General features: G+C 38.0%; 17 protein-coding genes. 8 read left to right on the plus strand and 9 right to left on the minus strand.

Annotated elements, in window-relative coordinates:
• Nucleotides 1-162: 162 nt before the first annotated feature.
• On the plus strand, nucleotides 163-318 hold the full coding sequence (locus ACFOUV_RS01160) for a DUF1540 domain-containing protein (RefSeq protein ID WP_379494937.1): 156 nt from the start codon (nucleotides 163-165) through the stop codon (nucleotides 316-318).
• Nucleotides 319-572: 254 nt separating this feature from the next.
• Entirely contained in the window at nucleotides 573-827 is a 255-nt protein-coding gene (locus tag ACFOUV_RS01165; protein ID WP_379494938.1) for a MerR family transcriptional regulator, read from the plus strand.
• A gap of 33 nt (nucleotides 828-860) precedes the next feature.
• Here ACFOUV_RS01165 and ACFOUV_RS01170 read toward each other — a convergent pair whose 3' ends face one another.
• From ACFOUV_RS01170 to ACFOUV_RS01185, 4 genes are all read right to left on the minus strand, one after another.
• A complete protein-coding gene (locus ACFOUV_RS01170) occupies nucleotides 861-1,058 on the minus strand; it encodes a YrdB family protein (RefSeq protein ID WP_379495732.1) in 198 nt (65 codons plus the stop codon).
• Nucleotides 1,024-1,155 carry a DUF2568 domain-containing protein gene (locus ACFOUV_RS01175; RefSeq protein WP_379494939.1) on the minus strand — a complete coding sequence of 44 codons (132 nt, stop codon included), beginning with the start codon at nucleotides 1,153-1,155 and terminating at the stop codon, nucleotides 1,024-1,026. The genes ACFOUV_RS01170 and ACFOUV_RS01175 overlap by 35 nt, the downstream gene beginning before the upstream one ends.
• A 91-nt stretch (nucleotides 1,156-1,246) precedes the next feature.
• Complete coding sequence (locus ACFOUV_RS01180; RefSeq protein WP_379494940.1) at nucleotides 1,247-1,912, minus strand: MBL fold metallo-hydrolase; 666 nt, start codon at nucleotides 1,910-1,912, stop codon at nucleotides 1,247-1,249.
• Nucleotides 1,890-2,540, minus strand: coding sequence for a TetR/AcrR family transcriptional regulator (locus ACFOUV_RS01185; protein ID WP_379494941.1), 651 nt, complete (start codon nucleotides 2,538-2,540; stop codon nucleotides 1,890-1,892). Before ACFOUV_RS01185 ends, ACFOUV_RS01180 begins: the two co-directional genes overlap by 23 nt.
• A 218-nt stretch (nucleotides 2,541-2,758) precedes the next feature.
• Between ACFOUV_RS01185 and ACFOUV_RS01190 the strand changes: the two genes are divergently transcribed.
• Nucleotides 2,759-3,949 (plus strand): cation:proton antiporter, encoded by a 1,191-nt coding sequence (locus ACFOUV_RS01190; protein WP_379494942.1) that lies wholly within the window; start codon nucleotides 2,759-2,761, stop codon nucleotides 3,947-3,949.
• Between the two features lie 321 nt (nucleotides 3,950-4,270).
• Here the strand turns inward: ACFOUV_RS01190 and ACFOUV_RS01195 are convergent, their stop codons facing one another.
• Nucleotides 4,271-4,840: a biotin transporter BioY gene (locus tag ACFOUV_RS01195; protein WP_379494943.1), complete on the minus strand. Its 570-nt coding sequence runs from the start codon at nucleotides 4,838-4,840 to the stop codon at nucleotides 4,271-4,273.
• Between the two features lie 322 nt (nucleotides 4,841-5,162).
• On the opposite strand from ACFOUV_RS01195, the gene ACFOUV_RS01200 reads away from it, so the two are divergent.
• Nucleotides 5,163-6,182 (plus strand): multicopper oxidase domain-containing protein, encoded by a 1,020-nt coding sequence (locus ACFOUV_RS01200; RefSeq protein ID WP_379494944.1) that lies wholly within the window; start codon nucleotides 5,163-5,165, stop codon nucleotides 6,180-6,182.
• Between the two features lie 145 nt (nucleotides 6,183-6,327).
• Nucleotides 6,328-6,969, plus strand: a complete 642-nt coding sequence (locus ACFOUV_RS01205; protein ID WP_379494945.1) for a TVP38/TMEM64 family protein — start codon at nucleotides 6,328-6,330, stop codon at nucleotides 6,967-6,969.
• A gap of 50 nt (nucleotides 6,970-7,019) precedes the next feature.
• On the opposite strand, the gene ACFOUV_RS01210 is transcribed toward ACFOUV_RS01205, so the two are convergent.
• Both ACFOUV_RS01210 and ACFOUV_RS01215 read right to left on the minus strand, forming a co-directional pair.
• Entirely contained in the window at nucleotides 7,020-8,225 is a 1,206-nt protein-coding gene (locus ACFOUV_RS01210; protein ID WP_379494946.1) for an aminotransferase, read from the minus strand.
• Nucleotides 8,222-8,725 (minus strand): Lrp/AsnC family transcriptional regulator, encoded by a 504-nt coding sequence (locus ACFOUV_RS01215; RefSeq protein WP_379494947.1) that lies wholly within the window; start codon nucleotides 8,723-8,725, stop codon nucleotides 8,222-8,224. The genes ACFOUV_RS01210 and ACFOUV_RS01215 overlap by 4 nt, the downstream gene beginning before the upstream one ends.
• A gap of 337 nt (nucleotides 8,726-9,062) precedes the next feature.
• Between ACFOUV_RS01215 and ACFOUV_RS01220 the strand changes: the two genes are divergently transcribed.
• Entirely contained in the window at nucleotides 9,063-9,974 is a 912-nt protein-coding gene (locus ACFOUV_RS01220; protein WP_379494948.1) for an AEC family transporter, read from the plus strand.
• Nucleotides 9,975-10,076: 102 nt separating this feature from the next.
• On the opposite strand, the gene ACFOUV_RS01225 is transcribed toward ACFOUV_RS01220, so the two are convergent.
• On the minus strand, nucleotides 10,077-10,550 hold the full coding sequence (locus ACFOUV_RS01225; protein WP_379494949.1) for a DinB family protein: 474 nt from the start codon (nucleotides 10,548-10,550) through the stop codon (nucleotides 10,077-10,079).
• Nucleotides 10,551-10,819: 269 nt separating this feature from the next.
• Here ACFOUV_RS01225 and trhA point away from each other — a divergent pair, with 269 nt between their 5' ends.
• Together trhA and ACFOUV_RS01235 are read left to right on the plus strand one after the other, a co-directional pair.
• On the plus strand, nucleotides 10,820-11,461 hold the full coding sequence (trhA, locus tag ACFOUV_RS01230; RefSeq protein ID WP_379494950.1) for a PAQR family membrane homeostasis protein TrhA: 642 nt from the start codon (nucleotides 10,820-10,822) through the stop codon (nucleotides 11,459-11,461).
• A gap of 139 nt (nucleotides 11,462-11,600) precedes the next feature.
• The gene (locus tag ACFOUV_RS01235) at nucleotides 11,601-12,278 is read left to right on the plus strand and encodes a serine/threonine protein kinase (RefSeq protein ID WP_379494951.1); all 678 of its coding nucleotides are present in this window, start codon (nucleotides 11,601-11,603) and stop codon (nucleotides 12,276-12,278) included.
• A gap of 51 nt (nucleotides 12,279-12,329) precedes the next feature.
• Here the strand turns inward: ACFOUV_RS01235 and ACFOUV_RS01240 are convergent, their stop codons facing one another.
• Nucleotides 12,330-13,865: a multicopper oxidase family protein gene (locus ACFOUV_RS01240; RefSeq protein WP_379494952.1), complete on the minus strand. Its 1,536-nt coding sequence runs from the start codon at nucleotides 13,863-13,865 to the stop codon at nucleotides 12,330-12,332.
• Nucleotides 13,866-14,034: the final 169 nt, after the last annotated feature.

Genomic DNA, 14,034 nt, shown 5'->3' on the forward strand with positions numbered 1-14,034 from the left:
CTCCCTTAAGATAATTTTACAGACAGATATAGCTTTTACATTTTTTCAAAAGTTATTAGCATTTTTTATAAATTATTATGTACGAATCAAGAAATGGAAGTTAATTAAAAGTATCAGTCACTTTCCATTTGTACATGATAAACGAATGAGGAGGTGTGATTCATGGCACAAGATGTCCTTTGTGAAGTTAATAATTGTACGTATTGGGGACCAGGAAACAAATGTCATGCGAAAGCAATTTATGTAGTAAGTCATAAGGGAAAACAAGCATCAAATAGTGAAGAAACAGATTGCAAAACATTTATTCCGAAAATTTAAGTTAAGGGGTAACCATCATGGTGGTTACCCTTCTTACATTTAATACAAATTAGCATTTTCTTTCATTATTAAAAGCCTCTCTCTAAAGAATTTAAATCCTTTTGTGGGATGGTCAGATGAAACCATTTCAAAAATTACTCTCTTTTCCCATATTTGTTTCATATATATTCCACGATTTACTTTTAAAATGCGTGTATGAGGGGAAATGCAAATATGCAAAATTTCTAATCTCATTTAGTTTAAACGAGAGTGTGGTGAAAACATTGTATTTAATCAGTTTGTATGGGTTATGCCAGATTATTAACGTTCCGCTGGGTACAGTGAAAAAATGGATCGATGAATATGATACCTATATTCCAAAAACAAAAATCAATGGTGTCACCTATTTTGAATTGGAAGCAATTGATGTATTAAAATTTATAAAAATATATACAGAAGAAAAGCTTGAAAAAATAAAAATAGAAAATATGTTAGCAAACACTACATTTGTCTTGACTGAGGAACTGTAAATGAAGCAAAAGAACCGTCCCCATGCTTCCTGACTACAAATCCAATAAGAATAGCATAAGTTTGTTTATCAAAATAGCTCCCAAGAAAGAAATTCCAAGCATACTTTTACCAGAAACGTGTAAGGCAGCTGCTGCCAAGCTGAATATCCCAATTTGAAGTATCGTTCGTAAGGGTTCCGTTGTAAGGTAGGATGCTTTAGGAGCTAAGAACAATCCCCAGACAAATGCGATGAAAGGGTGTACTTAAACCGAATAAAATTTTAATGGAAATGCCTCTATCCACATGGAACCCCCAGTAGGAAAATGCTACTAGGGCTGCTATTTCCAATAAAAAAATGAAGTATATAATATAATTTCCACAAAAACCATCAAACTCAGCACCTCTCTGAAGGAAGCATAGGGACGGTTCTCAAGCTTCCTTATGTCATTTTACGAACGTAAGCTTCTATTTGTTCTGCTGGTTTATAAACGGTGTTTCCATGACATACTTCCAGTTGCTTTGGTTTTAGTTGCTCGACGATGGTGCTGCTTTTGACAGCTTCCTTCATATTTCCGGTAAACAGTGGCATCGGTTTCTGCAGTTTTCCTTTTTTAGAGGTGAACAGATCTCCTGCTAACAGCACTTGATCCTCTGCATGGTAATAGACAACATGGCCAGGGGAATGACCGGGTGTAAAATATGGTGTAAGACCGGAAACGGAATTTAGTCTGCCTTGCTCATCTGTTTTAAGCGGTTGAACAATCCCTTTTTTAACATTCTTTTCTAATTTCTTTCTCCCCGGATAAAGCTTATCTCCTTCCAAATATGGAATTTCAATATAATGCGCATGTACGGATATTTCCTTTTCTTGTGTAACCTTTTTTAATGCACCAATATGATCAACATGTCCATGTGTCAGTAAAATACGATTTAATGGTCCGGCATCCAGCTGTTCCACAAATTTCATTATTTTTGTTGCCATCAGTGGCATTCCTGCATCGACGAGTGTGACACCTTCTTCATCTGTAACGGCCCATACGTGGATCGGCATTCCAATCCAACTTTTCAAGCTCCAAATATGGTCAGATACTTTTTTTATTTTCATTTCTATTCTCCCCTTGATTTATTTTTTCTTTAAATCCCGATATTAGAATTTCTACTGTAAGATCAAATGTTGGTGTTAACCTTTCCATTAAAATTTCTGTAGGTTCATGTTGATAGGAATAGGTGCTTAAGATCCCATATAAGTTGTAGAAGAAAATACGTGAGAAGGCTAATAATTGTTCGTCATCGGGTAGTGACAAACAGTTTCCGAGTAAATGTTTCATGATCGCGAATATCTCTAAGCGCAATTTATTAATCTCTAGCTCTGGTTCCTGTTCATCTACTCTAGATGACTTCACATTAATAAAAATAGAGTAGACGCTCTTGTTCGTTAAACAAAAGTGTATAAATTCGTTGCAGATTCCTTTTAGTTTTTCTTCCGATGTTAGAGAGTACATTTCTACGGTCCGAAGCATATTTTGTTGCAAATTTTTCAGAGAAGGCATGGTGAGTTCGTGAAGCAATGCTTCCTTGTCCTTGAAATAAAGATAGATGGTTGTATGCGAACAACCCGCTTTCTTAGCGATTTCTCGAATTGATACGGCATCATACCCTTTTTCAGCGAAAAGTTTTCCCGCAGTAATAAGAATTATCTTCTTTGTCTCCTCAGAACGCTTCGTTTTCCTCAATGCTATTCACTCATTTCTTTAAAAATCAATAACTAACCACTGGTTATAATGTAACCAGTGGTTAGTTATTTGTCAATAGGGGATGGAAGCACGGGGACGGTTCTTTTGCTTCCGCACTATGTTATTTGGCAAAACAGGAAGCAAAAGAACCGTCTCCATGCTTCCTGTTTAACTTTGGTTGCTTAGAGGTATTAATTAAATTAGATGGGGGTGTTCGTATGGTTTACTATCAAGTGTTTTTACTATTACTTATTGGATATATTGTGTTCACTGTAGATAAAAAGCAAAAGAATTTCCCTGTTCCGATGGTGCTGTTGCTGATTGGGATTGGTCTTTCTTTTATCCCATTTTTCTCATCCATGGAAGTTACAAAGGATATGATCTTCAATATCTTTCTGCCGGCATTGCTCTTTGTATCAGCATATCAATTTCCAATTGCTGGATTGAAGAAAAATATCGGTGTGATTACGGTATTAAGTACAGTTGGCTTAATTTTCACTGTCCTCCTGCTCGGCACGTCCATTTATTTTGTGAGTATGGCATCATTGACATTTGTCGGTTCATTGCTTATTGCCTCTATTCTCACACCTACAGATCCGGTATCCGTCGTATCGATTCTTAAGCAGTCGTCAAATAATCCAAAGGTAGCAGATGTTGTAGAGGGAGAATCAATGGTAAATGATGGTACAAGCATCGTGCTATTTACCATCATTGCTCAAATTTATATAACGGATGCAAGTTTTCATGTCGGTACAGCTTTTCTTGAATTTTTTAAAGTTTCACTTGGAGGTTTATTTATTGGGATTTTCTTTGGTTGGCTCGTCAGTAGAGTCATTCATTTGACCCACGATCGGCAATATCAGATTATGTTGAGTATTGTGCTGGCATATGGAAGTTTTTATGCAGCCGAGCATTTTGGGGTATCAGGCGTGCTGGCATCTGTTTCAGCAGGGATTATGCTTTCCTGGAAATTAGGTACCACCGTTAAGGAAGATGACTACCGCAGTTATCTCGATGCTTTTTGGGAAGTGATCGAACCAAGTATTTTAGCAATCCTATTCCTTATTATCGGTATCGAATTCAGTGACTATTTTAACATTGGACAAATCGGTTTTGTTTTTATTATCTTTGGACTTTCGTTGGTTGTCAGGTTTGTGGTTCTTGCAGGAGTTTTTAAGCTGTTTCCGAAATGGAGAAAAGAATTTTTGTGGAGTGATATTTCTTTGATTACCTGGTCAGGAATCAAAGGAACGATGTCTGTAGCACTGCTTCTTGGGTTAGCTGCAGATAGTCCCGATAAAGCGGCACCTTTATTATCATTGATTTATGGGTCAATTATTTTATCCCTGGTCATTCAAAGCCCGCTCGTCTACCCATTATCCAAAAAGTTTTCAAAAGGGAATAGTTAGTATGTGAGTGTATGGATATTGTGCTGAACATTGGAGAAGTTTTAGTTCAGAAAATCGCCAAAACAGAACACCAATATTAGATTAGTTTTTAAAGAGCAATTATTTGTTATCGTACGAGTAGAAGTCCATACAATAGAAAAAGCGTTCCATGCAGCAACGTGGAACGGCTCCATAGCCCGACCCTACCAAGAAAGAGGGGAGGCGCATGAAAAGAATAAACCCTCACGGCCTGGTTAGAGCACATGAGGGTTTGTTTGTCCTATTTAATTATTAGATCACCTTGCTCAAAATTGCTTCTTTGTTATTATGGCTTGTCCTGGATTAAGCAATTTCTTTCTTTGGGGCAGTGATTAATTTTGCTTGAATTAATCGTTGTCTCACCGTTATTCCGATCCAGCTTGCTAAATATGCTTTTATCAAACCTACGACGATAAATGGATAAACACCTGCTACGATGGCTGCATTCCATCCTAAATCAAGTACAATTTTCAGTTGAACGGTACCGAATAGGAGAGTGACAATCATTCCGACTATATTGGCAAGGAACGCCATCCGAATGGTGAACTTCGTTTTCTCTAGAATTAGACCAGTGACATATGCTGCTGCAATAAAACCGAAAATATACCCTCCTGATGGGCCCACCAGAACTTGTGGACCTCCGCTGAATCCTGCGAAAACAGGAAGACCAACCGCGCCAATGGCCGCATAACAAACCATTGCCAACGCGCCATGACGGCTACCAAGAATAGTAGCTGCAATACCAACGGCCAAGGTTTGCCCACTAATTGGTATGAGAGGTAATGGAATCTCGATTTGTGCTAAAATTGCAGTAATTGCAGCAAAAATGGAACACTTTAGAAGTATTCGAAGTCGCTCGCTTTTTTTGTTCATTTTAATACTCAGCCCCTTATTGATTTCTTAATAGGATCGTAAAAATTCTATGTAGTTTTCTTACTATTTGAATTATAAGATATGTCACCTTTAATTGTCAACCTAAAATAGTATTAAGTTGACGGTTAGTAGTGAGGTAGTGCTTTGTATTTTCAATAGAGTTAAACTGGAATAATTGATGTATCAAGGTTTAGATGGACATAATTTGTACATAAAGTGTTAAAAAAAAGTGATTCAAATCACATTGAAAGTTCGCATACTGATCTATACTGATATTAAAGATAAGACATGTATCTTATCTAAACATAACGAGGTGAGGATCATGCAAATAAGTAAACGTTGTTTTGGCTTAGCCACTGGTCTAATATTGAGTACATTTATGTTATATGCTTGTAGTAATGAAACTGCAGAAGGAATTGAGTCCATAAGTGCTGAAGAGAACGAAGTCGCTGTTATAACGCCACATAAAGATTTAAATCAACTGCCCGTTGCCCCTGAAATCGAGCGCGATGGAGACGATGTTTTTGTTAAAATGACCGCTCAAATCACGGATATTGAAATTGATAAGGATTACAATTATAAAGCATGGACATTTAATGGAGAAGCACCAGGACCAGTAATTGTCGTTAATGAAGGTGACACGATTCATTATACATTGGAAAATCTCGATCCGGCAATCCCCCATAGTATGGATTTCCACGCTGTCCATACTGCCCCGGATACAGGATTTGCTGATGTCGCACCGAATGAAGAAGGAACATTTGTATATCAAGCAAACAGTCCTGGAGTTTTTATGTATCATTGTGGTACTGATCCCGTATTATCACATATTGCAAATGGCATGCACGGTGTTATCATCGTTAAGCCGGCAGATGGGTACCCGACAGATGATGAAATTGATCGCGAATTTGTCATTATTCAAAATGAATGGTACAAATATAATGATTTAAATGACATGACAAATAACGAACCTTCTCAAGTCGTATTTTCTTCCAAAGCCCTTAATGAGGAAGATCAACCAAATACAGACGGAACAGTTGGCGCATTAATTGATGAACCGCTTCAAACAAAGGTAGGAGAAAAAGTGCGATTCTATCTTGCCAATATGGGACCGAATGAGTTTTCAAGCTTTCATGTGATTGGAACGATCTTAGATGATGTCTATATAGACGGTCACCCATACAATCACAATAAAGGAATGCAGACGGTCGGGTTGCCAGCAAGTGGTGGAGCGGTAATTGAATTTACGCTAAAAGAAGAAGGACAGTATAAATTCGTTACCCATCAATTTAACCATGTACAAAAAGGTGCAGCCGGTAAAATTATTGTCGAAGGTGAATAAGTGGTACAGACAGGCACGAACCCCTTTCTTGAAAGAGAATGGGGTTCGTTTTTGTCTGTGAACAGGACTCAACGCTTGGAGATAATAGCACTCCTATAAATCGGTAATACTACCAAAGATATATAATTTGGTAGGGAGCATGCGTATGAAAAAAGGAATCGTTGTTGTTATCCTGTATGGAGTTATTTTATTTCTAGCATTTTTGTTTCGGGAGCCATTACTAATTTGGTTGGATTACAGCGATTTTTCGCAGCTACCATTGATGTTTTTTCTTGCGATATTTTTTGCTGTGATTCCGGTCATTCCATTTACGGTTTTTGCTGGATTGATGGGGGTGAAGTATGGCGTCTGGATTGGTGCAACTATCAATTGGATAGGTTCAGTAGGGGCTGCAGTGATTTTTTTCGTGCTGGCTCGCCATTTTTTTGTTCAACAATTTCAGGCTTATATAGCAAGATATCAAAAGGTAAAAAAGTTTGATTATATTATTAGTCAACATGCATTTATTGCTGTTTTATTCAGTAGGTTGATTCCTATTGTTCCATCACCTGTGATCAATATTTACTCTGGTCTGAGCACCATGCAGTTTCGAATATATTTTATGGCAACTGCGATTGGTCAGATTCCAGCAATGATTGTTTTTGCTTATCTTGGAAACCAACTTTTCAGCTCGGTCCATTCTTTTACCCTAGGTATCTCCGTGTATGCTGGATTTGTATTTATGATGATGGTGTTGTATCGCTTTTGGTATAAACTTTCGCAACGAAAAGTGCAGGATGCAGAATAGGAAATAACAGCCTTCACGCTATTGACGAAGACTGTTATTTTACAGCTGATTTATTTTGCTTGTTTTAAATGATCGCTTTCCTTTACTTCGAGCGACAATAGAAACCGTTCGATTCGGTTCATAGCTTCCTGAAGCTGGTCAATAGAAGTAGCATAGGAACAACGGATATATCCTTCACCTGAAGCACCAAATGCATTTCCTGGAACGACAGCTACTTTCTCCTGATGCAGTAGACCTTCAGCAAACTGTTCCGAAGTGAGGCCTGTTTTCTTAATGGATGGAAAAACATAAAATGCTCCGCCTGGTGTATGACATTCCAAACCAATTTTATTGAGAGATTGGACGGTGAAATTCCTTCTCCTCCAGTAATTCTGCTTCATCTTTTCTACTTGGTCTGAGCTATTGCGTAACGCTTCAATCGCACCAAGCTGCAGCATGTAAGGTGCGCACATCGTTGTATACTGATAAATTTTAATCATTACACTGATAAATTCACTTGGTGCCGTTAAAAATCCTAAACGCCAGCCGGTCATTGCAAATCCTTTAGAGAAACCGTTAATTAAAATGGTTCGTTCATACATTCCTGGAATAGCGGCAAAGCTTGTATATTCCTGGTCATAGGCAAGCTCTGCATAAATTTCATCCGAAACAACAAGAAGATCGTGTTTTTCAACAACGCTCGCAATCGCTGTGAGTTCATCCTTATTTAAACATGTGCCTGTGGGATTATTTGGCGAACATAGTAAAATGGCTTTCGTTTTATCGGTAATGGATGCTTCGATTTGTTCTGGTGTTACTTTAAATCCGTTTTCTTCCTTTGTTGCGATTCGAACCGGGTTCCCACCGGCCATCGTAACGAGTGAAGCATAGGAAACAAAAGCAGGTTCAATAACGAGTACTTCATCACCTGGATTCAATATAGCCCGGAAAGCTAAGTCCAATGATTGACTGGCACCAACAGTTACAATCACCTGATTTTCGGCCTGATATTCCACGTGAAATCTTCTTTGCAAATAAGCGGTGATTTCTTGACGGAGCTCAAGCAAGCCAGCGTTGGCAGTATATGAAGTGTATCCATCCTGTAACGCTTCAATGGCAACTTCGCGAATATTCCAAGGCGTTATAAAATCCGGTTCGCCGACACCTAAGGAAATAACGCCTTCCATACTTGCCGCTACATCAAAGAATTTTCGAATGCCGGAGGGTTCTAAATCCATTGCTTTTTTGGAAAGATAGTTTTGATGATTTAAGCTCATGGAGAAATCACCATTCTACGGTCTTTGTCATCATTTCCTTCCACAATAAAACCATCATGTTTGTATTTTTTCAACATAAAGTGACTTGTTGTAGAGACCACGTTTTCAATCGTAGCCAGTTTGTTGGATACGAACAATGCAATTTCCTTCATGGTTTTTCCTTCGACAGTTACAGATAAATCATATGTTCCAGACATAAGATACAGAGAAGTAACTTCCGGGTTACGGTAAATCTGTTCCGCCACCTCGTTAAAACCAACACTTCGTTGCGGTGTCACTTTTACATCAATCATTGCCACGATCATTTCCTTACCCTCAATTTTATTCCAGTCAATAAGGGTCGGATAGCTTACAATAATTTTTTCATTCTCTAATTTCTTAACAATCTTTTGTACGTTTTCCTCCGTCATCGCCAACTGCATAGCAATGGATTTGGAAGATAGGCTGTGATTTTCTTCCAGTATGCCTAATATATTCAATTCTTCATTTGTTAGTTTCATAAAAATCCTCCTTCCAAGAGTTCCAAGATTCAATAATTCAGTTATTCAACTGTAATTTAAAAATTATAACACTTTTGAGTGATAATCTACAATAAATTATGCAAATGGTCAAATTCGTAAATAATTTATCAGATAATTCAAAAATGTGGAGAACATCAAGCGTCAGTAATGCTCCTATCAGAGAATTTGAAATCACTAAAATATGTGAGAAAGAAGGGCGGATAAAGTAGCCCTGTGGACAATTTTCGACAATTTTCAGCATAATTCGGGAAGTGACAGGCACGATATGTTATATTAATTTAGTAATCTGATAAGTTGCAGTTGGGAGTAATGTGTGGTGTCTGGTTTTAATGATCAATTTCTTTATTCTATTTTTATTATTGCATTGGGATATATTCTGAAGCGGTCGAACATTATTAAAGAGGATGATGGGGAAGGTTTGTCCCGAATTATTTTTAATCTGACGCTTCCGGCTCTGATTCTCGTTACATTTAATGATATTACTATCGAGTATTCTTTGTTTATGCTTATTCTTATCGCCTTTGTTTATGGTTTATTTTCAGCAGTATTAGGCATTTTAATTTTTAGAAACCAATCAAAGAATGCAAAAGGTATGCTCTCCATGATGGTGCCCGGATTTAATATTGGGCTCTTTGCCTATCCATTAGTGGAAGGCATCTGGGGAAGAGAAGGTATCCAGCATTTCGGCATGTTTGATGTAGGTAATTCCTTTATCGTATTTGGTGTATGTTACTTTATTGGTAGTTATTATGCAGGGGAAGGGGCTCGTTTGGATGTAAAAACGATGTTCATTAAGATGTCCAAGTCGATTCCCTTGATGACTTACATTGTTGTTCTTATCTTAAATTTAGCAGGTTTTAAGCTGCCAACGCTGATGATTGAAACAGCAGATATTATTTCATTGGCCAATATGCCATTATCGCTATTGTTGCTTGGTATTTATTTGAATTTTACGTTTGATAAGAAATACATAAAACTGATTTTCAAATACATGGCAGTAAAATATGTCGTTGGTATCGTTGTTGGGGTTGGATTATTTATCCTCTTGCCGTTCGATGATATGTTTAAATACACCGTGTTAATTGGTCTGATCCTACCAACGTCCATGTCCGTGCTGCCATATGCCGTCGAGTTCAATTATGATAAACGATTTGTCGGTACCGTATCCAATATAACGATTATTACAAGCTTTATCCTCATCTGGATTATCGCTAACTTTGTCATCTAACGGTGCCTGTCACTTCCCGGTTTTTGTCATATTTTGTTGAAGGATTCCGAATCAAAAAAGCAGATGGGACAATGAGTAACTTTTCATTGTCCCATCTGCTTTTTATTTTGATTTTGCTAAACGGTATATGCTTTTAATGGTTTCCATGTGCATGGCTTCATGGTAGAAGCTAAATAGGAAAGTTTCTCCGAGTGTGTTGAATGTTAGTCCACGGCTATTTGTGAATGGGGTGATAAGTTTTTCCTCCAGACGGCCTGTAAGAAATTCCTCTACTCTCGATTGTTGTTCTGTCAAAATGGTTTCAATTTCTGGAAGCAAAGGGGGAGCAATCTTCCAATCTGCAGGCTTCGTTCCAGGACTGAATAATTCTTTATACTCTACTGGTAGACCGGATTCTTCCCCAACCACTCCAAAGACAAGATTCTCCTGTACATAAGCAATATGTCCGAAATTCCATTTTATATTGTTGTTATACCCTTTTGGGACGACCTCAGAAGCATCTTCCGGTATCCGTTTGATCGATTTTTCCGTAATTCCTCTAACTTTACGCATATGGTGAAAAACAGTTTGTTCCAAAAGAAATTCCTCCTTTACTTCTATATATTAGTATTCTAGAGAAGTGAACTTTTTCCTTCTTTGTTTATATTTATTTTCATTTTAACTTAACTTAACTTTCCTAGTGTGGAACGGACAAAAAGGGTTGGTAGAATTAGGATAGTTGGAGAAAAAGTTCGCAAGATGTCTAGCGGTCTAAATAAATTAGACACTTCAATTTCATATCTACTAATACTTCCTGTTATAATAAGTTAATATCGATGAAAATTAGAACGTAAGGGATGATTGGTTTGGCAGAAACACATGTATTCTCTAAAGGTGAGGAAATTGCGAATGCAGTTACTCATGGAATCGGAGCGGTTTTAAGTCTTGTTGGGTTAGTTGTATTAATTGTTGCTTCGTCACTCCATGGTACAGCATGGCATATTGTCAGCTTTACAATCTTTGGGGCGACGATGTTTATCTTGTATATATCATCTACAATGGTTCATGCATTGAAACCTGGTAAGGCCAAGGATTTATTTGAAATCTTTGACCATTCCTCGATCTATCTGTTTATTGCTGGAACGTACACCCCATTTACATTTATTGTCATACAAGGTCCCATAGGTTGGACAATGTTTGGAGTAATCTGGGGTATTGCAATCGGAGGAATTGTTTTTAAAGCGTTTTTCGTTAAAAAATATTTGTTTACCTCAACAATTCTGTACGTCGTCATGGGCTGGATCATCACCCTTGGGTGGAGTCAAATTGTTGAAAATTTACATCCGAATGGCGTCGTTTTACTCGTCGTTGGTGGACTTTGCTATACTGTCGGTGCTGTTTTTTATGTATGGCGGGGTTTTAAATACCACCATTTGGTTTGGCATATATTTGTTCTAGCAGGAACAACGACACATTATTTTTGTGTATTGCTGTATTTATTACCATAGTACGAAAAAATTCAGGAATAATGCTATGACCTGCATGATGCACATAGCATTATTCTTTTATTATTTAAGGAATTGTATAGAAACAAATAAAATTAAATATACATAAAATACATCATGCATTTTAAGAAGGGGAAACACGATGGAAAACAACTGGGAAACAGCAACTCCATATCTATCCAAAATTAGAGTTACATCTAATCCAAACAATCAACCTGTAACCATACATGGAGATTCAGACGGGTTAAAATGTATAGGCGTTGGCACAGACGCAGCCGTTTTTCAATGTCTTTATGTTCCGTCCTACGCATTTAAACTCTATGCAGAAGATAAAATTTCTAAAGTTAATATCGAAAAAGAAGTTTATCGTACTTTAGGAGCGTCATCATTCTTTTCAACGTGCTTTGCTGCAACGGAAAACTATCTTGTTTTGAGTTTTGAAGAAGGACCGACTCTTTTTGATTGCCTCTTACAAGGAATACACATTCCAGAACGCGTAATTCTGGACGTGGAGGATGCACGACAATATATACGTGAGCAAGGGCTAAACCCACGTGATATCCATCTGAAAAATATATTAATGCAAAACGGGAGAGCAAAGATTATTGATGTTTCTGAATACATTCAACCAGGGAATGATTTTCGTTTTGAACATTTAAAAAAGGCATACGAAGATCACTATCATCGAATGGATAGCAAACCGGTTCCATTTTGGTTATTGGAAACGATTCGGAAATGGTATCATCAGCGGCAAAAGTATTTTTCGACGTATGAGGAATTTATGCAATTTGTTATCAAGCATACAACATTTAAAAAGTAATGTAGCTATGAAAAACTGCTGAACTTACAATTTGTAAATTCAGCAGTTTTGTTATTTTTCCGGGTCTGTAACGGTAAACGGGCGCATCATATCATAATCTTCATGTTCAAGAATATGGCAATGCCACACGTAATCACCGGTATATGGTGCAAATTTGGCAATGACGCGGGTGATTTGTGCAGAAGGTGCTGTCACCGTGTCTTTCCATCCGCGCTCGTTTGGTGCAGGTGCTTGAGGGGAGCCGGTGTAAATAATTTGCCCATCTTTGTTATAGCGTTCCAAATCAAATGGCTGATGGTCCAGTACTTGGAATTGAATCAAATGGATATGGATTGGATGGCCAAAGCCAGTAATATTAATCAATGACCAAATTTCTGTTGCACCGAGGTGCGGTTTTTCAGTAATGGGATCATCCCATTTTTTATTATCAAGTAATAAAAGGGGGCGTCCATATTTATCATTTGATCCGACTAATTTCAAATTACGAATCGTTGAAATTTTGTTCGCTTTCAATGAAGAGATTTGAGATAAATTTTGTGGGAGGCTACTTGTATCCTTCTGTTTGAGCGGCTTCGTTACCCGAAACTGCATGATATGAGCAAGGTCATTATTGGGATCGGCATCTGGACCAAGATTATTTTTTAATGTGACCCACTCACCCATATTTTTCGAAAAATCGATAATTACATCGACACGCTCGGAAGGCTGCAGGCGAATCTGATTTAGCTCCAACGTTTTTCGAAGTAAGCCACCATCTGAACCGATTTGATAGATTGGCTGTTCTGAATCAAGATAAATCTGGTAACCTCTTGTGTTTGATCCATTCACCATTCGAAACCGATATTTACGTGGTTCTACTTCCAAATAAGGCCAAACTTTTCCGTTTACAAGAATTGTTTCTGCGGCATATGCAGGGAGAATAGAAGGATTGGGAAGATTGTCCGCCGCATCTTCCGGCTGTACTGGATAAAATAGGGAGCCATCTGAGTTGAAAGTCCGATCCTGAATCATCAGCGGAATCTCATAATCGTCTGCAGGAAGGTTAAGTGCTTTTTCCTTCCAATCACGAATAATATACATGCCAGCAAGTCCTGCATAAACATTTAATCTCGTAATACCCATTGCATGGTCGTGATACCATAGCAAGGTAGCACGCTGATGATTAGGGTATTCATACACTTCTCTACTGAAAGAAGGACCAGTTTCTGCAAATCCACGTGTATACCATGCCTCCGGATATCCATCACTGTCCGGCTTTGTTTCACTGCCATGCAAGTGAACAACCGATCGCACAATAGGTATATGTTCCAAATGATGGATGGAGCGGTCAACCGGAAGGATATGCCTGTTGGGCAGATTGTTCATCCATTTTACATGTACCGCTTCACCTCGGTTTGTCTCAATCGTTGGTCCCGGAAACTGTCGGTTATAGCCCCACAGTTTCGTCGGTGGCAAATCTCTATGCAACTTTCGCCTGAATTCCTCCATGCCTACTTCATAATAAGCTCCTTCTTTTGTTTTCTTGTGCGGCTTTATTATCCCTATAATTGGCAGCGGATCCACGAATTTTTCAAGCACTGGACTCATTTTCTCATCTCCATTCCTAAGCATTTGTAATAGTAGATGACAAAAGCTCAGAAAATGGGAAGGCTAATGTAACGGTTTTGGGAAAATGGGTTACTGCTTTATGAACGGGTTGCGGTGAGGGATGCATCGAAAGGGAAAAATAAAAATATGAACTGATTATCTATTTAGA

Source organism: Oceanobacillus longus (assembly GCF_042650085.1).
Taxonomy (GTDB): domain Bacteria; phylum Bacillota; class Bacilli; order Bacillales; family Amphibacillaceae; genus Oceanobacillus; species Oceanobacillus longus.